This is a genomic window from Dactylosporangium sp. NBC_01737 (assembly GCF_035963215.1).
Classification (GTDB): domain Bacteria; phylum Actinomycetota; class Actinomycetes; order Mycobacteriales; family Micromonosporaceae; genus Dactylosporangium.
In genome coordinates this window covers 12,032,990-12,054,628 of the sequence record NZ_CP109153.1, presented here as the reverse complement: position 1 = coordinate 12,054,628, position 21,639 = coordinate 12,032,990, and the positions used below count along the sequence as shown (strand labels likewise).

The 21,639-nt window shown below is 72.2% G+C and carries 17 protein-coding genes; 5 read left to right on the top strand and 12 right to left on the bottom strand.

Features of this window, described 5'->3' with window-relative positions:
• Positions 1-6 precede the first annotated feature (6 nt).
• The 5 genes from OHA72_RS55540 to tnpB all read right to left on the bottom strand — a co-directional run bounded on the left by OHA72_RS55540 (position 7) and on the right by tnpB (position 6,247).
• Positions 7-2,358, bottom strand: a complete 2,352-nt coding sequence (locus OHA72_RS55540; RefSeq protein ID WP_327004179.1) for a PAS domain S-box protein — start codon at positions 2,356-2,358, stop codon at positions 7-9.
• A 61-nt stretch (positions 2,359-2,419) separates the two neighbouring features.
• Positions 2,420-2,887, bottom strand: a complete 468-nt coding sequence (locus OHA72_RS55535; protein WP_327004178.1) for a hypothetical protein — start codon at positions 2,885-2,887, stop codon at positions 2,420-2,422.
• A gap of 57 nt (positions 2,888-2,944) precedes the next feature.
• On the bottom strand, positions 2,945-3,304 hold the full coding sequence (locus OHA72_RS55530; RefSeq protein ID WP_327011854.1) for a zinc ribbon domain-containing protein: 360 nt from the start codon (positions 3,302-3,304) through the stop codon (positions 2,945-2,947).
• Between the two features lie 66 nt (positions 3,305-3,370).
• Positions 3,371-5,071: an IS1182 family transposase gene (locus tag OHA72_RS55525; protein ID WP_327001903.1), complete on the bottom strand. Its 1,701-nt coding sequence runs from the start codon at positions 5,069-5,071 to the stop codon at positions 3,371-3,373.
• A gap of 72 nt (positions 5,072-5,143) precedes the next feature.
• Positions 5,144-6,247 (bottom strand): IS607 family element RNA-guided endonuclease TnpB, encoded by a 1,104-nt coding sequence (tnpB, locus tag OHA72_RS55520; RefSeq protein WP_327004177.1) that lies wholly within the window; start codon positions 6,245-6,247, stop codon positions 5,144-5,146.
• A gap of 144 nt (positions 6,248-6,391) precedes the next feature.
• Here tnpB and OHA72_RS55515 point away from each other — a divergent pair, with 144 nt between their 5' ends.
• The 3 genes from OHA72_RS55515 to OHA72_RS55505 are packed head-to-tail and all read left to right on the top strand — an operon-like array spanning position 6,392 to position 9,070.
• Positions 6,392-7,231 carry an oxidoreductase gene (locus OHA72_RS55515; protein WP_327004176.1) on the top strand — a complete coding sequence of 280 codons (840 nt, stop codon included), beginning with the start codon at positions 6,392-6,394 and terminating at the stop codon, positions 7,229-7,231.
• Positions 7,228-7,818 (top strand): PadR family transcriptional regulator, encoded by a 591-nt coding sequence (locus OHA72_RS55510; protein ID WP_327004175.1) that lies wholly within the window; start codon positions 7,228-7,230, stop codon positions 7,816-7,818. The genes OHA72_RS55515 and OHA72_RS55510 overlap by 4 nt, the downstream gene beginning before the upstream one ends.
• 58 nt (positions 7,819-7,876) lie before the next feature.
• A complete protein-coding gene (locus OHA72_RS55505; RefSeq protein WP_327004174.1) occupies positions 7,877-9,070 on the top strand; it encodes an FAD-dependent oxidoreductase in 1,194 nt (397 codons plus the stop codon).
• Positions 9,071-9,090: 20 nt separating this feature from the next.
• On the opposite strand, the gene OHA72_RS55500 is transcribed toward OHA72_RS55505, so the two are convergent.
• The 4 genes from OHA72_RS55500 to OHA72_RS55485 are packed head-to-tail and all read right to left on the bottom strand — an operon-like array spanning position 9,091 to position 16,018.
• The gene (locus tag OHA72_RS55500) at positions 9,091-11,574 is read right to left on the bottom strand and encodes a DUF4132 domain-containing protein (protein WP_327004173.1); all 2,484 of its coding nucleotides are present in this window, start codon (positions 11,572-11,574) and stop codon (positions 9,091-9,093) included.
• On the bottom strand, positions 11,501-13,693 hold the full coding sequence (locus tag OHA72_RS55495; protein WP_327004172.1) for a hypothetical protein: 2,193 nt from the start codon (positions 13,691-13,693) through the stop codon (positions 11,501-11,503). Before OHA72_RS55495 ends, OHA72_RS55500 begins: the two co-directional genes overlap by 74 nt.
• A gap of 9 nt (positions 13,694-13,702) precedes the next feature.
• On the bottom strand, positions 13,703-15,208 hold the full coding sequence (locus tag OHA72_RS55490; RefSeq protein WP_327004171.1) for an RNA-guided endonuclease InsQ/TnpB family protein: 1,506 nt from the start codon (positions 15,206-15,208) through the stop codon (positions 13,703-13,705).
• A 57-nt stretch (positions 15,209-15,265) separates the two neighbouring features.
• Positions 15,266-16,018 carry a GntR family transcriptional regulator gene (locus tag OHA72_RS55485; RefSeq protein ID WP_327004170.1) on the bottom strand — a complete coding sequence of 251 codons (753 nt, stop codon included), beginning with the start codon at positions 16,016-16,018 and terminating at the stop codon, positions 15,266-15,268.
• A 48-nt stretch (positions 16,019-16,066) separates the two neighbouring features.
• Between OHA72_RS55485 and deoC the strand changes: the two genes are divergently transcribed.
• Positions 16,067-16,735 (top strand): deoxyribose-phosphate aldolase, encoded by a 669-nt coding sequence (gene deoC, locus OHA72_RS55480; protein WP_327004169.1) that lies wholly within the window; start codon positions 16,067-16,069, stop codon positions 16,733-16,735.
• Here deoC and OHA72_RS55475 read toward each other — a convergent pair.
• Positions 16,732-16,992, bottom strand: a complete 261-nt coding sequence (locus tag OHA72_RS55475; protein WP_327011853.1) for a DUF3303 domain-containing protein — start codon at positions 16,990-16,992, stop codon at positions 16,732-16,734. The two genes, deoC and OHA72_RS55475, sit on opposite strands and share 4 nt — an antisense overlap.
• Positions 16,993-17,016: 24 nt before the next feature.
• Complete coding sequence (locus OHA72_RS55470) at positions 17,017-18,342, bottom strand: ATP-dependent 6-phosphofructokinase (RefSeq protein ID WP_327004168.1); 1,326 nt, start codon at positions 18,340-18,342, stop codon at positions 17,017-17,019.
• Positions 18,343-18,420: 78 nt separating this feature from the next.
• On the opposite strand from OHA72_RS55470, the gene OHA72_RS55465 reads away from it, so the two are divergent.
• Positions 18,421-18,984 (top strand): hypothetical protein, encoded by a 564-nt coding sequence (locus OHA72_RS55465; protein WP_327004167.1) that lies wholly within the window; start codon positions 18,421-18,423, stop codon positions 18,982-18,984.
• Positions 18,985-19,027: 43 nt separating this feature from the next.
• Here OHA72_RS55465 and fxsT read toward each other — a convergent pair whose 3' ends face one another.
• Complete coding sequence (gene fxsT, locus OHA72_RS55460; protein WP_327004166.1) at positions 19,028-21,508, bottom strand: FxSxx-COOH system tetratricopeptide repeat protein; 2,481 nt, start codon at positions 21,506-21,508, stop codon at positions 19,028-19,030.
• Between the last annotated feature and the right edge of the window lie 131 nt (positions 21,509-21,639).

The following is a 21,639-nucleotide window of genomic DNA, read 5'->3' as shown; positions in this document are numbered from 1 at the left end:
GGCGCCTCAGCGGGCGCCGGGGTCGTCCAGCACCTCGCGGACGTGGGCGAGCAGGTCCGGCTCCGTGAACGGCTTCTCCACGAGGCGGACACCCGGATCCAGCGTGCCACGCTCGGCGAGGACCGGCTGGGCGTAACCGGACATGTACAGCACCCGCACGTCGGGGCGGGCCGCGAGGACCGCGGCGGCCAGCTCCTTGCCGAGCATCTTCGGCATGATGACGTCGGTGAGCAGCAGGTGGATCGGCTGGCTGACCTCGTCGACGAGCTTGAGCGCCTCGGGTCCACCGGCCGCGACGTGCACGGTGTAGCCGTTGCGGGTCAGGAGCCGCCGGGTCACCTCACGCAGCGCGTCCTCGTCCTCGACGACCAGGACCGTCTCCCCGCCCTGCTGGGTGGTCACGGACTGCCGGCGCTCGCCGGCGGGCTCCGGGCCGGCGTCGGTGGCCGGGAACATGGCGGTGACGGTGGTGCCGGTGCCCGGGACCGAGTCGATCCGCACGTGCCCGCCGGCCTGGGTGATGATGCCGTACACCGTCGCCAGCCCCAGTCCCGTGCCCTCACCCTTCGGTTTCGTGGTGAAGAACGGCTCGAAGACCCGGGCCAGGACGTCCGGCGGGATGCCGGCACCGGTGTCGGCGACGCACAGCTGCACGTACCGGCCCGGCCCAGCCGGACCGGCCTGCGGCGCCTCGCCGCGCACGACGACGTTGGCGCTGTCGATGCGCAGCGTGCCGCCGTCGGGCATCGCGTCGCGGGCGTTGACCGCCAGGTTCACCAGGACCTGCTCCATCTGCCCGGCGTCGGCGAGGACGCGCCACAGGTCATGGGTGAGCTCGGTGTGCAACTGGACGTGCTCGCCGAGGGTGCGGCACAGCAGCTGTTCGACCTCGGCCACGACGGCGTTGAGGTCCAGTACCGTGGGCCGGACCACCTCGCGCCGGCCGAACGCGAGCAGCTGGTGGGTGAGCTGGGTGGCCCGGTCGCCGGCCCGCTGCACCTGGGCGATGTCGCGTTGCAGGACCCGCCACCGCTCCGCGGACCCGTCAGGGGCGTGCGCGGCGAGGTCGTCGATCTCCTCGGCGGCGAAGGCGGTGTAGTTGAGCATGACGGCGAGCAGGTTGTTGAAGTCGTGGGCGACGCCGCCGGCGAGCTGCCCGAGGCTCTCCAGGCGCTGCGACTGGTGCAGCTGCCCCTCGAGGCGCTCCCGCTCTGCCTGGGCGCGCAGGTCCTCCCGCTCGGCGGCCCACGCCAGGCGTTCGCTGACGTCACGGATCGCGGCGGAGACGATCTGGTCGTCGCCCTCGCCGAGCGCGGACAGGCTGATCTCGGCGGGGAACTCGGTGCCGTCCTTGCGCCGCGCCGCCAGCTGCATCCCGTGCGCGCCCATGGGCCGCGGCGCCGGATGCTCGAAGTAGGCGGTGCGGTGCTGCGGGTGCACGGCCCGGGCGTGCTCCGGCACCAGGACCTCGATCGGGCGGCCGGTGAGCTCCTGCGCCGTGTACCCGAACAGCCGTGCCGCCTGCGCGTTGATGAGCGCGATGCGACCGTCGCGGCCGACGCCGACGATGGCGTCCGGGGCGGCCTCCAGCAACCCCCGGAAGCGGGCCTCGAAGCGCTGCTGCTCGCTGATGTCGCGGGAGACCGAGGCGATGCCGACGATCCCGCCGCCGGTGTCGGTGATCGGCGACATCGTGACGGAGACGGTCACCGTCGAGCCGTCCGCGTGCACCCGTTCCGTCTGGTACTGCTCGACGCGCTCCCCGGCGGCGATGCTGGCCCGCACCGCCGTCTCCCTGGCGGCGTGCCTGGCGGGGTACAGGGTCTCGATCGGGGCGCCGAGCATCTGCGCCGACGTGAAGCCGTACAACCGTTCGGCGCCGGGGTTCCAGCCGGTGACCACGCCGTCGAGGGTGGTCGAGACGATCGCGTCGTGTGAGGACTGCACGATCGAGGCCAGGTGGTTGCGGGTCTCGGCCATCCGGCGTTGCTCGGTCACGTCACGGATCGCCGCCGACACCAGCCGGCACCGGCCGGTGTCGATCGCCGACAGCGAGATCTCGGCGGGGAACTCGGTGCCGTCCTTGCGCCGCGCGGCGAGGTGCATCCCGGCACCCATCGGCCGCGGCTGCGGCTCGGCGAAGTACCCCTGCCGGTGCACGGGATGCCGGATTCGCACCCCGTCGGGCACCAGCACGTCGACCAGCTGGCCGAGCAGCTCCTCACGGGTGTAGCCGAACAGCCGGACGGCCTGGGCGTTGACGAGCGTGATCCGGCCCGCCTCGTCGACGGCGATGATGGCATCCGGCGCCGCGTCGAGCAGAGCACCGGCCACGGACGCCGGAGCGGGGGCCGTCATGCGAGCAGCGTATTGCGGCGCCGTCACCCGGGACGGGCGAACGCCGGAACCGCCCCCTCCGCTACCGGGCGTCGAAGGGTGGCGCCTGCAGCGGCTGCTGCGGCTGGGGGTATGGGGCCTGCTGGGGGTGCGGGAACGGGGCCTGCTGAGGGAACGGGGACTGCTGCGGGTGTGCGGTTGCGGCCGGTTTCCTGAGGGCGGCGGCGACGACCGCACCGATCAGCAGCGCCACGCCGAGGGTGACGAGGACGACGTCGGCGATCGTGTAGGCGTTGCCCGCCGTGACGTAGGTGTCGGCGTCGTAGTCGTCCCCGTTCGCCATCGCCGTCAGGTGCAGCACCCAGGCGATGTTGACGACCTGGTCGGCGGCGATGAGCAGGCCGCCGGCCGCGCCGAGGAGCCCCGCGAGAGCACCGAGCCGGCGGATGAGCACCAGCGCCAGCACCACACCCGCCAGGGCGACGAGGATGACGGGCAGCCGCAGGCCGACCTCGACGCCGTTGGAGAACGGCTCGACTGTCTCGCTCACCCGGTACCTCACACATTTCGATCTGGGACGATGCGCCGCCGATCGTACCGTTGCCTCTCAGCGCGCTCTAGTGAGTACACGATCGGTAGTCCTACCTTGCGGTGGGACGGTCCCGGTCTGCCCGGCGGGTGCCGTGCCGGGTTCACGTTTCTTCGCCTCCTGCCCGCGTGTGCGGGTCTTCTGGCTGGCTCCACGTGCTGCCACCGGGCCACTCCCGGCGGTACTGAATTCGGTGGTGCTGTGCTCGGTGCTGGTCCCGGCCGCGATGGCGGCGAGGTTCCGTGCGGCGTTGACGTCGCGGTCCAGGACCAGACCGCAGGTGGTGCAGGTGTAGGTGCGCTCACGCAGAGGCAGGTTGGCTTTCCCCGCCCCACACTGTGAGCACGTTTTGCTGGACGGGTACCAGCGGCCGGCCACGATCAGTGTGCCGCCGCCCCATGCGCTCTTGTACGCGAGTTGGATCCTGCTGGCCAATTGTTGGGTTCATGCGGCTTGGGCGAGTCGGGCGAGGTGGCTGGTGCGGGTTCGTTCAAGGGGGTTGTCGTTCCAGTAGGCGGTAAGTCGTATCAGGTTGATCGCGACGGCGCTGAAGACGTTTTGCAGGTGGGTTTTGTTCAGTCCTCGGTAGCGGGCGTGGCGTGTGCCGGTGACGTTGACGGCTTGGCTGATGGTCCCTTCGACACCGGCGCGCCGCGCGTATTTCGCTTGCCAGGCTTGGGTTTGCTGCTCTGCGCGGACCTGTTGGATGGCTTCGTGGACCTGTCGGGGACGTATCGTCAGCTTCCGGCGGCCGGTGCGGTCGGTGGTGCACTGCTGACGCATGGGGCACGGCTGGCAGGTCGAGCGGGCGAACTGCACGACGATGACATCGTGGCCCAGGTTCGTGGTCGGACTCCAGACGGCGCTGCTGTGGCCTTGGGGGCAGGTGGCTTGCTGGTTGTCGAAGTCGATGGTGAACGCGGTGCTGTCGAAGCCGCCGGCAGCGCGCGCCTGGACGGAGTTGTTCTTCCGCAACGGGGTGACCAGCGTAATGCCGTAGCGAGCTGCGGAGGCGACGACCAGGTCGATGGACGGGTAGCCGGAGTCCAGGTAGTGCTCGTCAGGCAGCAGCCCACGCTGGTCCAACCGTTCATGGATCGGGGTCGTCATCACCGAGTCGTTCACGGTCGCGTCGGTGGTCATCACGTTGGTGACGAGGTTGGGCAGCTCATCTGCGGCCGGGTCCGGATCGTTGCAGGTTTCGCTGAAGTGGGCCTTGTAGCCGTGCCAGACCTTGCCGGCGGCGCGGGTGGTGCCCCACCGGGCGTCGGTGTCGTAGGGCGATGCGATGCGCTGTCTTCCCGGCGGGAGACCATCCACTGTGGACTCCCGCCGCCTGACCACCTCCCGCCCGTGCTCGTCGCGCTCACGGACGTAGTTCTGCAGCAGCACCACCCGCAGCACCTCCACGGCCGGGAGACGAGCTAACCACGCCGGGCTCGCAGGGTCGTAGACCGCCCTCAACAGCCCGAACCCGTCACGGCCGTAGACGTCGGCCAACTCGGCCCGGGCGGGCCGCGACGACGGCAGCCGCCACTCGTGGACCCGCTGCCCGTATCGCTTCGCCAGGACCGGCACGTCGAGTGTCTGCCCGACCCAGTCCGGCGCCGCCACCGCCAACGCTTCCAGACAGGCCCGCACCGACTCCCCGGCCAGTTCCAGCCGGCTCAGATCCCGTACAGCCGCCACCACATGGGTGGCGTCCGTGCGCTGCTTGCCACCCGCAGTCAGCAGACCCTCACCAATCAGCCTGGCCAGCAGCAGATCAAGGACCCGCTCCTCCAAGCCTTGAGCGACCACCCGGGCGCGGAACTCACTCAACACCGACGCGTCGAAGCCCGTGTCGGTCAGTTCCAGTCCCAGCGCGTACTTCCACGACAGCTTGTCCCGGACCGCCTCGGCCGCCTGCCGATCGGTCAGGTTCTCCACCATCTGCAACACCGTGATCAACGCCAACCGACCAGGAGACCAGCCAGGCCGACCTCTCACCCCAAACGCCACACCGAACTCCTCATCGGCGAACAGCTCCCCCAACCGATCCCGCACCACCACCGGCAACGGAGCCTCACGCCCGACATACATGGCACGAATCACCGCAGCGACCTGCGGATCAGGCTCAGGCCACGGCATCGGCTGCATCGACATCGCCGAACCCACCTCCACAACAACCAACAAACAGAAAGCCGCAGAAGCTACCACGCCGTCACGCCGGAACAGCTACCACCACAACACTCCCAATTGGCCAGCAGGATCGAGTTGCCGGCGGATCTCACCGAACCCGGCGTCGGCGATGTGCCGGGCCAGCCTGTGGTTGCTGAGCATCCCGGCGACGTTGAGGTCCTCGACCACGATCGTGCCGTGTTCACGGGCGAGCCGGCTGGTGAGGTGGTGCAGGCCGTTACGGCGCAGGTTCGCGACCCGGGCGTGCGCCCGACTGAGCCGGGCTGATGCGCGCAGCCACCGTTTCGACGGCTTCCGCCCGGCCCGCCGGTCCGGGCCCCGCTTGCGGGACAACACCCGGCCGAGCGACCACAGCCGTGCCTGCGCGGCGTGCAGATGCCGCGGGTTCGGCACGCACTCGCCGGTGGACAGCACCGCGAGATGGGTGATGCCGACGTCGACACCGACGATGCTGCTCGGCCGCGCCGGTGTGCGTTCGGCGCGGTTGATGGTGACGGTGAAGGCGACGTACCACCGCCCGCCGTCCCTGCGGACGGTCGCGGACAGGATCCTGGCGGTGCCGGCCTCCACCCGGCGGGCCAGCTTCCGCGCCGACTCGTGCAGTTTCAACCGCCCCAACCGCGGCAGCACCACATGCCTGCGGTCCGGCTCCACCCGGATCGCCCCGGTCGTGAACCGGATACTCGATGCTGAGCGGTGTTTCGCCTTGAACCGGGGGAACCCGACCCTGCGCCCTGCGCGGGTGCCGCGGCGGGAGTCCGACCAGTTCTTCAGGCCGCGGGCGAGGGCGTCCAGGCCGGTGTTGAACGCCTCCTTCGACACCTCCCGCCACCACGGCGCCACCACTTCCTTCTCCGCATTCCACGCTTCACGCAGGGCGGGCAGCGACCAGCCGACCGCAGGCGTCAGCAGTTCCTCAGCCACACCGTAGGACCGTTCCGCCTCCCGCTGACCGAGCACAGCCTTCACCCGGGCCAGGGACCAGTTGAACGCCTTACGCGCCGCACCCGCATGAGACAGGACGGCCCGCTCCTGGACCGGGGTGAGATCCAACGCGAACCGGTACGCCTGCACCACCTGCACCACCGCCACCCCCTCCCCGACCGAGCCCACGAACATCATCGACCACAGGTACGACACTTTCGCCGACCCAGCCGTCACCGCCCCTACCAACCCAAGACGCACAACGAACACCACAGCGCACTCAACCGCCAGCAGTTGACAACTCCCGCCCGCCGGTGTCGCCGCCGCCGGTGAGGGCGGGCGCCGTCGTAGGCTGGCCGGGTGAAGACCTTCCCGCTCGGTGACCGCACCGTCCACCGGATCGGATTCGGGGCGATGCAACTGCCCGGCCGGGGCGCCTTCGGGCCGCCCCGGGACCGTGCCGAGGCCCTCGCGGTCGTGCGGCGCGCGGTCGAGCTCGGCGTCGACCACATCGACACCGCGCAGTACTACGGCCCCGACGTCGCCAACGAGCTGCTGCGCACGGCCCTGCACCCGTACGACTCCCGGCTCGTGCTGGTGAGCAAGGTCGGTGCGTCGCGCGACGCCAGGGGCGGCTGGCTGCCGGCGCAGCAGCCCGAGCAGCTGCGCGCGGGCGTGCTGGACAACCTGCGGTCGCTGGACGTGCCGCGCCTCGACGTGGTCAACCTGCGGGTGACCGGCGCCGAGGCGGACTTCGACGCGCAGCTGGACGCGATGACCGCGATGCGCGACGAGGGGCTGATCGGCGCGGTCGGGCTGAGCAACGTCACCCTCGCCCAGCTCGAGCACGCGCTGACCCGCACCCCGGTCGCGTGCGTGCAGAACCCGTACAACCTGGTCGACCGGGGCGGCGAGGACGTCCTGCGGGCCTGCACCGCCCGCGGGATCGCGTTCGTGCCGTTCTTCCCCCTCGGCGCGGCGTTCGGACGCGAACGGGTCCTCGGCCACCCGGCGGTGAAGGCCACCGCGCTGCGCCTGGACGTCACCCCGGCGCAGGTCGCCCTCGCGTGGATCCTCGCGGTGGCGCCGAACACGCTGCTCATCCCGGGCACCGCGTCGCTGGAGCACCTGGAGGAGAACGTCGCCGCCGGGCGGGTCACCCTCGACGACGAGGCGATGACGGCGCTCGCCACCTCATGACGAAGCGCAAGGTGGCCAACCTGCTGGCCCTGGCGGTGCTGGCGTATCTGAGCCGGGCGCCGATGCATCCGTACGAGCTGTCCAAGACGCTGCGGGCACACGGCGACGACCGCAGCATCAAGTTCACCCACGGCTCGGTCTACATGGTGTTCGAGCAGCTCGCGAAGGCCGGACTGGTCGCGGAGCAGGAGACCACCCGCGACGGGCAGCGCCCCGAGCGCACCGTCTACGGGATCACCCCCGCCGGTCGCGCCGAGCTGGGGGACTGGCTGCGGGACCTGGTCGGCACGCCCCGCCACGAGTTCCCGGCGTTCGGTTCGGCGCTGTCGCTCATCAGTGCCCTGCACCCCGACGTGGTCGTCGACCTGCTGCGGCAGCGCCTGGCATTGCTGGAGGAGCAGCGCGCCGCCGCCGCGGCCCTCGTGGACAGCCCCGCGCCGCACCCGTTGTTCCTGGTCGAGGAGGTGTACCGGCAGGGCCTGCTCGAAGCGGAGATCGCGTTCGTGCACCGGTTCATCGAGCAGATCACGGACCCGGTCTCCGGCTGGGGACCGATGTGGGCGGGGTACCACGAACTCAATAGTTGACTCTGACTAGTCGACAGCGGATAGTTGGTATCAACCAATCGTCGCGCCGGGGGTAGTCATGGGAACAGTCACGTCCGCGATCGTGATCGGCGGCGGCATCGCCGGCCCGGTCGCCGCGCTCGCCCTGCAGAAGGCCGGCATCGACGCCGCCGTCTACGAGGCCCACGACGGGTTCGCCGACGGTGTCGGTGGCGCGCTGAGCATCGCGCCCAACGGCCGCACCGCGCTCGCCGCCGTCGACGCCGACCACGTCGTGGAGCGGGTCGGCACGCCGATGTCGGGCATGGTCATGCAGAGCGGCACCGGCAAGCGCCTGGCGGAGTTCGGCTCGTTCGACGACCTGCCGCCGATGCAGCTGGTGTGGCGCCACGAGCTGTACCGCGCCCTCTACGACGAGGCCGTCGCCCGCGGCGTCCGCATCACCCACGGCAAGCGGCTGGTCTCCCTCACCGGCGGCACCGCGACCTTCGCCGACGGCACCACCGCGTCGGCGGACGTCATCATCGGCGCCGACGGGATCCGCTCCACGGTGCGCCGCCTCATCGACCCGGCCGCACCGTCCCCGCGCTACGTGGGCCTGCTCGGCTTCGGCGCCCGCTGCCCCGGCACCGGCGTCACGCCCACCGGCGACAAGATGCACCTGGTCTTCGGCCGCCGCGCGTTCTTCGGCTACCAGGTGACCGACGGCGGCGACGGCGGCTGGTTCGTCAACCTGCCCTCCAAGGACCCGTCGTACGGCGCCGCCTTCACCCCCTCCGAGTGGCTGCCGATCCTCGCCGACGCGTTCACCGGCGACCGCATCCCGGCCGTCGACCTCATCCGCCGCACCGCCCCCGCCGACCTCGTCGTCACCGGCGGCCTGGAGGACATCCCGTCGGTGCCCGTCTGGCACCGCGACCGCGCCGTCCTCATCGGCGACGCTGCCCACCCGACCTCGCCCAGCTCCGGGCAGGGCGCCTCCCTCGCCGCCGAGAGCGCCGTGCAACTCGCCCGCTGCCTGCGCGACCTGCCCCTGCCACAGGCCTTCACGGCGTACGAGTCCCTGCGCCGCGCCCGCGTCGAACGCGTCATTGCCGCGGCGGCCCGGACCAACAGCGACAAGGCCGCGGGCCCGGTCGCCCGCGTCCTGCGCGACGCCCTGATGCCGGTCGCGATGCGCCTGCTGGCCAACCCGGAGAAGTGGCGCTGGCAGTTCGACCACCCGATCGACTGGTCCGCCACCGTCACCGCCGCCACCCCCGCCCGCGTCTGACCCGGTTACCAGCCTGCGTGTCAGCAGCAGGATTCGAGGTCGCGGAGCAGCTCGGAGACCGACGCCGGGTCCAGCGTCGAGAACGGCACGGTGTGCTCACGGGACCACCGATCGCCGCCCTCGGGACAGATCCAGATGTCGTCCAGCGACTGCTGCGGGCGCTCGGCCGGCACCCCCATGGCGATGCCCGGGTCGAGCTCGACGATGAGCACCGCCCCGCCGGGCAGATCACGCTCCATCCGGCTCTGGTGACCACCGTCCTGCCCGGCCCGCCGCCAGCCGCGCCGCTCCAGACCGAGCAGCTTGACCGTCATCGCCTTCCTGCCGTCGAACCGCTCCAGCCGCACCGCGCCGACCTCGTCCGGCCCCAGCGCATGGACGTCGCGCCCCAGCTGCCGGAACGGTTGCAGGATCTCGTAGTCGGCAAAGACCTCCGCCCACGCCCGCACGTCAAGGTGCACGGGATGCGCCACCGACACCACGGCATCATCGGCGAGCACGACCGGCACGTCGTCGACATCGGCGAGCGTGCGGTCCTCGGCCAGCCGAACGGCAACGACGCCACCGCCGACGCGCAGATCACCGCCGTCCCCGCCGGCGCGCAGACCACCGCCGCCGCCAACGCGCAGGTCACCGCGGACGCGCAGATCACTGCTGCCACCGCCAACGCGCAGATCACTGCTGCCACCGCTGGCGCGCAGATCATCGCTGCCGTCCCCGCTGGCGCCGGTGCTGCCGGCGACGCCGCTGACGTCGGCATCGGCGCCGCCGCCGTCGATGGCGCTGAGGCCGCCGACACCGTCGTCATCGGAGAAGTCGTCACCGTCGATCGCGCTGAGACCGCCGACCCCGCCGGCGGCACGTCCGCTCCCATCACTGCTCGTGGCGCTGCCGCCGGGTGCGTCGACGCCGAGTGCGCCGGCGCCGGGCGTCCCGACGCCGGGCGTGCTGGGGGCGGCCGGGGGCTGGATGAGCCAGACCAGGCGGCGGGCGATCGGCCACAGCAGCGGGTGCTGCAGGAACGTCCGGCGGAACTCGGCGCCGGTCCAGTGGCGGCCCATGACCATCGCGCGTTCCAGGCGCTGGACCTGTTCGGTGGAGACCTTGCGGACGACCTTCTTGACGTCGGCGAAGCGTTGCTGTGCGGCGGGCGCCCGGCGGGGGTCGTCGCTCGCCGCGGGTGCGGGCAGGTCCTTGCGCCGGGTGCCGGACTGGTCGAGGACGTACGGCTTGAGCTGCCCGTCGAAGCAGGCCACGAACCGGCGCGGGCCGTAGTCGAGGGTGAGGGTCGCGTCCGGGGTCAGGTCGAGGTGCGGGACCAGGCGGTCGGCGAGCTGATCCGGGGTCAGGTCGAGGGCCTCGGCGACCTCGCGGAGCTTCAGCTCGGCGCGGCTCCTGACGGCCTTGGCCTTCATCTTGGTGGCGATGTCCTGCAGCTGGGTCAGCGCCGCGTCGGTGCCGAGCTGGGCTAGCGTGTCGAGGCCCGCGGCCGCGCGCTTGTGGGCGCCCTGATACGGCCAGGAGCGGACGGCGGCGGCGAGCTGGGCGGCGGTCTCGTCGTCGCCGAGTGCGGCCTGCGCGTCGAGGACCCAGCTGTCAGCCGGCGGCGCGTCGGCGAACTCCCAGCGCTGCAGCAGCGCCCAGGCGAAGCGGGCCAGATCAGAGGCGTCACAGGCGTCGCGGACGGCGGCGATCCCGGCGTACGGCTCGCCGGGCCTCGAAAGCATCAGCATCGTGATCAGGTGGCCGGCGGCGTCGGCGGGCAGGACGTGGGAGCCGTCGCGCAGCCGGACCGGCGGCAGGGTCGACGGGTCGGCCCACGACGGCAGGAACGGGATGCGCGGCGGAAGGACGTCGAGCGGATCGGTGTCCAGCAGGTCGCGGATCGCGGCGGCGGCCTCCGGCCCGTAGCCGGCTGCGGTGTCGACGACCGTGTCGCGGTGCCCGGCCGACGCGAGCGCGAGCAGCGCCTGCCCTGCGTGCCGCCGACCCGCGCCAGGTTTGGCCAGGGCGGCGGGGATGAGCGTCCTCGCCGCCGCAGCCGGGTGCCGGCGCAGCCACTCGACGGCGATCGACCGGGCCACCTTCAAGCGCCCGTGCCAGTCGGCCGCGAGCAGCGCCACCTCCGGCGCGGCGAACGGCATCAGCGCCGGCCCGCCGTCGCCAGGACTGCGCCGGGCGATCCGCAGGACCAGCGGCAGCGCCGCCACCCCGAACCGCGCGGCGATCCGCGGCAGCCAGTGGTGCGCACCCCACAGATGCACCGGGTTCCACACCGGCAGCAGCGGCCGGACAAGCTCCTCGGGACCGGCCTCGAACAGGTCGACGGCGAGCCAGTCATCGAGGGATCCGGCCCGCAGCTGCGAGGCGAGCTGCTCGGGGTCCTCCCGGTGGATCACGGTCGCAAGCCCGGCGAGCAGACGCTCCCGCTCACCGGGCGGCCAGATCACAGCAGGCTCGTCGTCGCAACGAAGCTGCGCGAGCACGACCGGCTTCGCCGCCACACGCCGCACCGTCCACGGCGGCGCAACCAACACCGCCGGCAGGACACCCGCGCCGGCCTGGTCCACCGCGGCCGGCGGCACGCCGGCGGCCATGTCCGGGGCGGCGGGCGGCGGACCGGCTGCCGGGTCCGGTGCTGTGGGTGGTGGGCCTGCGGCTGGGTCGGAGGCTGTGGATTGCGGGCCGGGGACCCGGTCTGGTGCCGTGAGCGGGGCGCCGGTGGCCGGGTCCGCCCATGCGGGTGGCAGGCCGGTGGCCGGGTCCGCTTCCGTGAGTGGCGGGCCTACGGCCAGGTCCGGGGCCGCCGCCATGCCCGGCCCTGTGGGTTGCAGGCCCGCGGCCGGGTGCGGGGCGGCGGGCGGCAGACCGGTGGTCGCGTCCGGTGCTGTGGGTGGTGGGCCTGCAGCTGGGTCGGAGGCTGCGGATTGCGGGTCGGTGGCCCGGCCCGGTGCCGTGGGGGACGGGGCGGTGGTCGAGGCGGGTGGAGGTGTGGTCGTGGTGGGCGGGGGTGTGGCGGTTGCGGGCGGCAGGGCGGTCGTCGTGGGCGGGGGCGCGGCGGTTGCGGGCGGCGGGGTGGTGGTCGGGGGCGGGGGTGCGGCGGGTGTGGCGGTTGCGGGCGGCGGGGTGGTGGTCGAGGGCGGGGGTGTGGCGGTTGCAGGCGGCAGCGTGGTTGGCGGGGGTGCGGCGGATGTGAACGGCGGGGTGGTGGTCGAGGGCGGGGGTGTGGCGGTTGCAGGCGGCAGCGTGGTTGGCGGGGGTGCGGCGGATGTGAACGGCGGGGTGGTGGTCGAGGGCGGGGTGTGGCGGTTGCAGGCGGCAGCGTGGTTGGCGGGGGTGCGGCGGATGTGAACGGCGGGGTGGTGGTCGAGGGCGGGGGTGTGGCGGTTGCAGGCGGCAGCGTGGTTGGCGGGGGTGCGGCGGATGTGAACGGCAGGGCGGTGGCCGGGGGCGCGGGTGCGGTGGCTGCGGGCGGCGGGGTGGTAGGCGGGGTGTGGCGGATGTGAACGGCGGGGTGGTGGCCTGGGGCGCGGGTGTGGTGGCTGCGGGCGGCAGGGTGGTGGGCGGGGTGGGAAGGGGGGCGGGGGCGAGCGCAGGGTGGCGGACGACGTGGCGGCGGAGCAGCTCGGCGACCTTCGGGGCCTCCGGAGAGGCGGCGGATGACAGCAGGCGCATCGCCCGGGCGGGGAAGCGCTCGGCGGCCGCCTCGACCGCGGCCTGGGCGCCGCGGACGTCGACGGCGTCCAGCAGGGCCTGGAAGGCGCGGTCGGTCGGGATCGCGGCGAGGGCCAGCATCAACGTGCGCTGCTCGGTGGCGGAGCCCCAGTCCCAGCGGTGCCAGCCCTGGTGGACGTCGAGGATGCCGTCGCCGAGGGCCTCGGCGATCGTGTGCAGCATGGCCGTGCCGCGCAGCAGGCGCCAGCCGACGGAGTGGATCTGAGGGCGGATGAGCATCGCCTGCGCGGTGGTGTGAGCGGCGGCCATGAGCAGGGGTGCGTGTGGGTGGCGGCGGCCGTCGGTGGCGAGGGCGCGGGCGTCGGCGTCGACCCAGGCGGACTGCTCCGGGGCCAGGAAGGACGCGGCAAAGCGCTGCGCCAGGATGCCGTCGCGCAGCGCGGCCAGGGCGGTGATCGTGGCCGCGTGGCGGTCGTCGGGGGCGGCGGCGAGTGCCGTCCGGATCTGGCCGAGGACCTTCTCGATGTCGCCGGTGCCGTTCTGGGCGTCGGCCGCGTCGAGGCGGCGGGCGACCGTGGTGTGCCGGCCGGTGCAGTTCGGCCTGTCGCAGCGCACGGTTGCCGGGCGGAGGCCGGCGAGCTCGACCCCCGCGACGGCGGCGAACTCCAGGCCCATGCCGGCGATCCAGCCGTCGGCGATCGCCCGCTGATCGAAGGTCGGCGCCCGCCGGCTCCACAGGAGGATCGCGGCGACGGCCGCCGCCCCGAGCGGTGTCGCGGGCGCCGCGTCCGCCAGCTCGGCGTCGAGGGAGAGCCGCAGATCGGCGCGGGCGTCCGCCCAGTCCGGCACGGCGGAGGTCACCGGGGCATAGGCGACGCGGGCGCCGCCGCGGCGCGGGTGGATGCTGCGCCGCCACGATGCCGGCACTGCGATCCGTGAAGCTGTCACGGCGCAACCCTAGTGCTGTGACCACGAACGTTCACCGGGTTGGTGGTGTTGTGGTTCCTCGCCGCGTGGTGCGGTCGAGCGACTCCCCACCGGGTTGGTGGTGGGGCGGGCCTCAGCCGGCCAGCTGACCCTTGCCGCCGCCCCTGCCGCGTCGGCCACCACCGCTGTTGCTGGTGGTGGTCGGTGTGGTGGGGGTCGGCGTGGGTCACGCCGGGACAGTCCGGCACCGGGGAGGTGCCGTCCCGCTCGGCGGCACCAGCATCCCGGCAGCGTGACCGCGGCCGGGATGCTGGTGCCGCCGTCCGCTGCCGTCTGGCCTGCTGGGCTGGGGGTGCGGGTGGCGATGGTGGCGGCCGCGAACAGGTCGCGGTGCCCGGTGAGCTGGCACGGGCGGCAGGTCATGGTCCGTCCGGCCGGTTTGGTGATCTTCTGACGGCAGGTGGGGCAGGTCGATGAGGTGCCGCGTTCGTCGACGAGGTGCACGACGGTCCCGGCGAGTTCGGCCTTGTCCCGCAGCATGGCGATGGCCCGCCCGACCTGCCACTGCCGCAACCGCAGGTTGTGCCTGCGCCCAGCCTTCAGGTCGAGCACGCCGCGGGGGTCCCCGACGGTGAGTGTCCCGACCTGATGCTGAACGGCCCAGCCGATGACGGTCTTGGCCGCTTCGTGCTGCGCTTGGCGGATCCGGCGGCGGTGCCGGCCCTCGATGAGGCGGGCGCGGCGGCGTGCCTGCCGCCACCGCTGTGACCCGCGCTGGCCAGGTTTCGGGGCGTGGGCGGCGGTTGCCCGCTGCCGGTGTTTGGTGTCGGTGAGGTGCATGCGGTGTTCGGCGCGGATGGCGCGGCCGGAGACGAGCAGTCCGTGCCTGTCGGGTCCGGCGACCGCGTAGGGGTGGATTACTCCGAGGTCCACACCGGCGACCCGGCCCGGGTCCGGTGCGGCACCGGGCGGGTAGGTGGTGACCGGGACCTCGGCGGTGACCTCGACCCACAGTCGGCCGCCGTCTGCGAGGAGCGTCACCGACCGGATCTGCTCCATCGGGTAGGGCGGCTCCCGGTCCAGGCGCAGCCACAACGGCGCACACCCCACCGCGGTCGGTAGCCGCAACCTTCGCCCGTCCAGGGTGAACGTGCCGTGGTAGTAACGCACCGGCAACAGCCCACGCCTGCGACGCGGGAAGCGGGCGGTGACGTCCCCGGCGTTGCGGCGTTTCGCCGCGGCGAACCACGCATCGGAGAACCGGCGCAGCACCGACCTCGCCCCGACCGAGTCGAGGTCACCGAACACTCCAGGTCCGGCCGTGGACAGTTCTCGGCACAGCGCCTGATACGACACCACCGGCGGCGCGTCATGCCGCCACCGCCAATGATTGACCTCCAGTACACACGACCAGACATCCCCGGCGGAGCGCAGCAACCCGAAGCACCGATCCCGCTGCGCCCGGGTGGCGCGCAGCCCGATCCGGGCGGTGCGGTGCACCACCCGGACCGCGTCGGGGTCGCGGCGTCGAGGCATGCCGACACTCAAGCACAGGGGTATGACAAAACCCGGCCAACGTCTCTGGCCATAGCACTAGCCAGACCCACCGACATTTTCGGCCACCCCGAAGGCCACCCCGAAGGCCACACCGAAGGCGACGTCTAGGTGGTACCGGTCGCCGGCATATCGGGACTCGGTCAGCTCCAGCGGCACGTCCCGGTCGTCGAGGATGAGCCGCCGCTCGACCAGCAGCGGCGCGCCCGCCCGGACGTCGAGCAGCCGGGCGTCGGCGCGGGTCGCGGCCGCCGCGGTCAGCGTCGCCGTCCCGCGCGTCGGGGTGTGGCCGAGCGCGGTCACGGCGCCGTGCAGGGAACCGGAGGCCAGGTCGGCGGACAGCAGCGCGGCCAGCGTGCCGGGGAACACGGCCCGTTCCACCGCGACCGGCGTGCCGTCCGCGAGCCGGACCCGCTCGACCGCGACCACGTCCGCGCCCGCGGGCAGCACCAGCCGGGCGGTCTCCGCGGTGGTGGCCGCCCGCACCGCGGCGAGCAGGACCCGCGACGACGGGGTGCGGCCCTGCCGGCGCATCTCGTCGCTGAACCGGACCAGGTTGTCGGCGCGGCGGGGCGCGGCCGGCACGGCGACGAACGTGCCGCGGCCGGGGGAGCGGTACGCCAGACCGGCGCTGACCAGGTTGGTGACGGCGGCCCGGGCGGTCATCCGGCTGACCCCGTGCTCCCGCGCGAGCTCCGGCTCCGACGGCAGCGGGTCGTGCGGCGCGGACCGGGCGACCAGGGCACGCAACGCCTGCTCGATGCGGTGGTAGTGCGGCGTGAAGTCGGTCACGACGTCGACGGTACACACAAAGCTGTATAGACAACTAGACTGGGGCGCATGGAGAGCGTTGCGAAGATGATCGACCACTCGCTGCTGCGGCCGGAGCTGACACTGCACGACGTGCGGGCCGGCTGCGCGCTCGCCGCGCGCTACGAGGTGGCGTCGGTGTGTGTCCGCCCGTGCGACGTGACGGAGGCGGTGGCGCTGCTGCGGGGCACGGGCGTGCTCGTCGGCACCGTGGCCGGGTTCCCGCACGGCAGTGCCGCCACCGCGGTCAAGGTCGCCGAGACGGCCCTGGCGGTCGGGCAGGGCGCCGCCGAGATCGACATGGTGCTCAACATCGGCCGGCTGCGCTCCGGCGACACCGAGGCCGTCGAGGCCGACATCCGCGCGGTCGTCGAGGCCGCCGGCGGTGCGACGGTGAAGGTGATCCTGGAGAACGCGTACCTCACCGACGCGGAGAAGGTCGCCGGCTGCCAGGCGGCCGAGCGCGCCGGCGCGCACTACGTGAAGACGTCGACCGGGTTCGCGCCGGGCGGCGCGACCATGGAGGACCTGGCCCTCATGCGCGCGAGCGTCTCACCGCACGTCAAAATCAAGGCCGCCGGCGGGGTGCGGACCCTCGACATCCTCCTGGCCATGGCGGACGTCGGCGTCACCAGGTTCGGCGCCACCGCCACCGCCGCCATCCTCGACGAACTGGCCAGCCGGAGAAAAAACGGCTAGACGCCGGAAATAGCAGCGGAGGCCGACGCGCTGGGCACGACCGGCACGACCTCGAAGTCGACCAGGTCGGACCAGCGCGCGATCCAGGTCATCAGCAGCGACAGGTCGTCGCACTCCATGAGCTGGAAGCAGCGGGCGAAACTCGCCTCGACCCAGCTGTCGACGTAGCGCAGGCCGTCGGGCATCATGCGGCCGTCGGCGGCGGCTCGCTCGTACACCGGGCGCGGCTGCCCGTCCTTGAAGCGTTCGATGACCATGAACAGCACGACCTCAACCTACCGTCACACGAACGCCGGTGGCTGGCCGGTCGCCTCCAGGACCGACAGCCACAGGTCGCCGTCGGGGTCGACGAGGTTGCGGGAGCTGATGGCCAGGGCGATCGGCACGTGCACGAAGCGTCCCCGCCACCGCCCGACGACCATCTCCGTGCGCCCGGCCATCGCGGCGTGCACCGCGGCGTGGGCGAGGCGGATGCAGTACACGCTGTCGTAGGGGTTCGCCGGCACGCTGCGGATCGTGTAGCTCGGGTCGATGTACTTGAGGTTCGCCTCGACGCCTGCCGCGGCGAAGTCCTCGGCGATGCGGTGCCGCAGATAGCGGCCGAAGTCCTGCAGCCGCACGTTGCCGGACGCGTCCAGCGACGAGGCGGAGTCGAGCAGGAACTCCTGCCCGGCCCCCTCCGCGACGACGATCATCGCGTGGCCGCGGTCGACGACGCGGTCGCGCAGGTGCGCGAGGAAGCCGCCGGGGCCGTCGAGGGCGAACGGCACCTCCGGGATGAGCACGTAGTCGGCGTCGTTGTTCGCCAGGGCCGCGTAGCACGCGATGAACCCGGAGTGCCGGCCCATCAGCTGCACCAGGCCGATCCCGTTCGGGAACGCGGTCGCCTCCACGTGCGCGGCGCGGATCGCCTCGGTCGCCTTGGCGAAGGCCGTCTGGAAGCCGAAGGAACGTTCGATGTACGGGATGTCGTTGTCGATCGTCTTGGGCACGCCGACGACGGCGATGCGCCGCCCGCGCTCGGCGACGACCTCGGCGATCTTCAACGCGCCGCGCATGGAGCCGTCGCCGCCGATGACGAACAGGACGTTGACGGACAGCTGCTCGAGGCAGTCGACGATCTCGTTCGGGTCCTGGTTGCCGCGGGAGGTGCCGAGGATCGTGCCGCCGTACTCGTTGATGCCGGCGACCGTCTCGGCGTCCAGATCGATCACGGAACGGCCGTAGCGGGCGATCATGCCCTGGTACCCGTTGCGGAAGCCGAAGATGCGCCGAACGCCGTAGTGGTTGGTGAGCTCCAGGACCAGCGCGCGGATGACGTCGTTGAGGCCGGGGCACAACCCGCCGCAGGTGACGATCCCGACGCGGGTCTTCGACGGGTCGAAGAAGATCTTCCGGCGGGGGCCGCCGGGCTCGAAGCCGGGCAGCTCGTCGACGGGCACGCCGCGCGCCGCGACGAGCGAGACCGTGTCGTCCAGCAGGACCCGGTCGGACTCGTCGACGTAGTGCTGGGTGGTGCGCCCGGTGCGCAGCAGCGCCGCCAGGGGCGAGTCGATGCGGCTCTCGCCGAGCGTCTTGACCTCGAGCTGGGCCCGTTCGTCCACCATGCGCCAATGCTGATCGACGCTCGTTTCGTACCGGTGAAATCGGTTGAGCGAGCAGGCACCTCGGTGGATGGTGGAGCGATGCGAGTCACCTTCCACCGGCTGCCCGACCATCAATGGGCCGACGTGCTGATCCAGCGCGACGACGGCGTGGTCTACCGGATGCACGCGGGTCCGGTGACCTCGCACGCCCCGCACGACCTCGTCCACTTCACCGTCGAGGACGCCCTCGGCATGCCCGACGGCATCTGGGGCGCGATCGCCGGCGGTGTCGTGTTCCGCAGCATGACGCACGTGTCGGGCCGCCGGCCGCCGCACGCCGCGGAGCGCTCCGCGGAGCTGATCCGCGCCAACCGCGACCGCCTGCAGCGCGCCGAGCTCATCGGCGGCTTCGTCGAGCGGGCCGCGGCCGTGCCGGACGCCGACCTGGACCGCCTCGCCGCCCAGCAGGGCGCCGACCCGCTGAGCGAGCTCGACAAGGCGGCCGTCCGCCGGGCGGTCTGGGCGCTACGGGCGGCGCAGGAGACCTGGGCGCGGCTGCAGATCGGCGCCGAGCTGACGCTGACCTGGCCCCGGCACCGCCGCCTGGTCCCGCTGGACCGCAGGGTCAAGCGCCGCCAGGCACCCCTGCGCCGCGCGTCCTAGCACCGCGACGACAGCTGGACGTGACCCTCCACCGCAATCTTGGCTATTTGTTCTTTCGCTTCGGCCGACGTTGTGGTGGAGCCGTCCGTCCTCCCATTGATCCGACGATCACGGCTCGAGTTTCGCGTGCCCGCTTCGTGTCAGGGTGGTTCTGGCCAAGTACCCGACGCATCCGCTGCACGACGTCATCGATCATCTTCCGAGCCGGCATGATCGCCCCGGTGGCATACAGCACACGTGCGAGATTGTGCGCGGAGGTCAGGGTTTCGGGGTGGTCGTCGCCGAGGACCCGTCGGCGGCGGGTCAGGGTGTCCTGAAGCATGTCGCGGGCCTGCGTGTGTTCGCCGAGCGTGTGCAGGCTGATCGCGAGGCTGTGCGCGGAATGCAGGGTGTTGGGGTGGTCGTCGCCGAGGACCCGTCGGCGGCGGGTCAGGGTGTCTCGGTCCATGTCGTGGGCCCGGGTGTGCTCGCCGAGCGTGCGCAGGCTGATCGCGAGGCTGTGCGCGGAATGCAGGGTGTTGGGGTGGTCGTCGCCGAGGACCCGTCGGTAGCGGGTCAGGTTGTCCTGGTCCATGTCGCGGGCCTGCGTGTGTTCGCCGAGCGCGTCGAGGCTGATCGCGAGGCTGTGGGCGGAGGCCAGGGTGTTGGGGTGGTCGTCGCCGAGGACCCGTCGGTAGCGGGTCAGGTTGTCCTGGTGGATGTCGTGGGCTTGCGTGTGTTCGCCGAGCGCGTTGAGGCTGATCGCGAGGCTGTGGGCGGAGCGCAGGGTGTGGGGGTGGTCGTCACCGAGGACCCGTCGGTAGCGGGTCAGGGTGTCTTGGTGCATGTCGCGGGCCTGCGTGTGTTCGCCGAGCGTGTTGAGGCTGATCGCGAGGTCGTGGGCGGAGCGCAGGGTGTCGGGGTGGTCGTTGCCGAGGATCTGTCGGCGGCGGGTGAGGGTGTCTTCGATGATGGGGCGGGCTTGATGGATTTCGCCGAGGGCGTGCAGGGCGTGGGCGTATTCGGTGGTGGCTTTCAGGGTGTGCAGATCGTCGGGGCCGAGGCGGTCGTGCCAGTGGTGGCGGAGTCGCTCGGCGAGGTGCAGCGCGGATCGGGTTTCGGCGCGTCGTAGGAGGTACAGGACGAGGTCGACGCCGGCGGTGCGGAGTTGCGGGTCGTCGGTGGTAGCCGCGTCGACGGCGATCAGGTGTGGCGCGAGGGTCGACCACACCGGCCAGGCGGCCGGGTCGTCGGTGTCGCCCGGGACAGCCTCGACGAGGATCGCTGCGGCGTGTTCCCGCGTAATGGCCTGGTCCTGAGGATCGATTCTGTCCCGGATGATGGCCTGGATGAGCCGGTGTACTTGGATGCCTTGGTGGCTGGTGTCCGCCAAGCCGTGATCACCGAGAGTCTTGACCAGGTGGTAGAACGCCGACCAGTCCGAAGCCGCGGTCCGCAAGGGCTCCGGCAGCGCTGTGGAGCGGGTGAACACCGTCAACGGAATGGGTTCGGGTGCCAGGACGGCGCAGAGGTTCAGCAGTTGCGCTGCGGGCGGGCTGTCCCGCAGGAGGCTGTCGGCGGCAAGGTTGATCGAGGCGGCCAGCGATGTCGGGTAGCCGCCGGGTCGGCCGTTGTCCAGGAGCTGGGCGGCGTGGCGGTTGAGGTGGTCGAGGTATTCGTCGGTGGGTATGCCGGTGTCGGCCATGAAGATGGCCGCCTGCGCCACCGCCAAGGGCAGATCACCGAGGTGCTCGGCGAGACGGCCGGCCGCAGTGGCGGGCAGGCCGGGAATCCGCCGTTGGAGCAGCGTCACCGACTCGCTGCGGTCGAACAGGTTCACCTCGACCGGGGCGGCGATCTCGTCCCAGCCCGGGTTGCGTGAGGTGATGATGAGGTGCCCGCCCCGAGTCGGCAGCCACGGGGCAAGGGTCTGCGGTTCTTCGGCGTTGTCGAAGATCAGCAGCCAGCGGCGGCCTGTCTGCACCGCCGCGTGCACCGCCTGGACCGCCGCCGATGACGTCACGTCCGCGCCGATCAGACCGGCCGCGAGCGCGGCCTGTGCCAGCTGGCCACCGATCAGTTCGGCCTGCTCCGCCGCCACGAGCCAGATGACGTCGTAGTCGTCGGCGAACCGGTGACCGTACTCGACCGCCAGTTGGGTCTTGCCCACGCCGCCCATCCGGGCCCGGGGGCGCGTCACCACCCGTCCCTGCTCCCGCAGCAGGCGCTGCATCTGCTCCAGGACGGCGTCACGGCCTACGAAACCCGCGTTGCGGCGGGCGAGATTCGACACCAACCCCGGCGTCGATCCAGCCCGGTCGCCCACCGCGACCGCCGCGTTGGAGCCGGCACCGCGCTCGTGTTCGTCGGCCAGCAGACCGTCGGCGTTGATGATGACCTGCAGACCTTGCCCCTGCACACCCAACCGGGCCTGGCCGAGGTTGGTCTGCCTGTTGCCATCCCCGACCTGCACTCCTTGCCCGTCGTGGATGGACACGTCGGGAAGAGATCCACCTTGTGGCGGCACGCCCACATCCTCGCTCATCGCCGTGGTCCGCCGAAGTGGTTGTCCACCGTCGCCGCCTGCAGCTGACTCGACCGTACGGTCACGTCGCTGGCCGGCTGCATCATTGCGGCGCCGTGCGCACAGGCCGTTGCGGACAGGTGCGGCACCAC

Coding starts and splice junctions, on each gene's coding strand:
- OHA72_RS55465 (WP_327004167.1), top strand. CDS start 18,421: ATGCGAGTCACCTTCCACCGGCTGCCCGACCATCAATGGGCCGACGTG.
- OHA72_RS55470 (WP_327004168.1), bottom strand. CDS start 18,342: ATGGTGGACGAACGGGCCCAGCTCGAGGTCAAGACGCTCGGCGAGAGC.
- OHA72_RS55505 (WP_327004174.1), top strand. CDS start 7,877: ATGGGAACAGTCACGTCCGCGATCGTGATCGGCGGCGGCATCGCCGGC.
- OHA72_RS55525 (WP_327001903.1), bottom strand. CDS start 5,071: ATGTCGATGCAGCCGATGCCGTGGCCTGAGCCTGATCCGCAGGTCGCT.
- OHA72_RS55510 (WP_327004175.1), top strand. CDS start 7,228: ATGACGAAGCGCAAGGTGGCCAACCTGCTGGCCCTGGCGGTGCTGGCG.
- fxsT (WP_327004166.1), bottom strand. CDS start 21,508: ATGAGCGAGGATGTGGGCGTGCCGCCACAAGGTGGATCTCTTCCCGAC.
- OHA72_RS55490 (WP_327004171.1), bottom strand. CDS start 15,208: ATGCCTCGACGCCGCGACCCCGACGCGGTCCGGGTGGTGCACCGCACC.
- deoC (WP_327004169.1), top strand. CDS start 16,067: ATGGAGAGCGTTGCGAAGATGATCGACCACTCGCTGCTGCGGCCGGAG.
- OHA72_RS55540 (WP_327004179.1), bottom strand. CDS start 2,358: ATGACGGCCCCCGCTCCGGCGTCCGTGGCCGGTGCTCTGCTCGACGCG.
- OHA72_RS55475 (WP_327011853.1), bottom strand. CDS start 16,992: ATGGTCATCGAACGCTTCAAGGACGGGCAGCCGCGCCCGGTGTACGAG.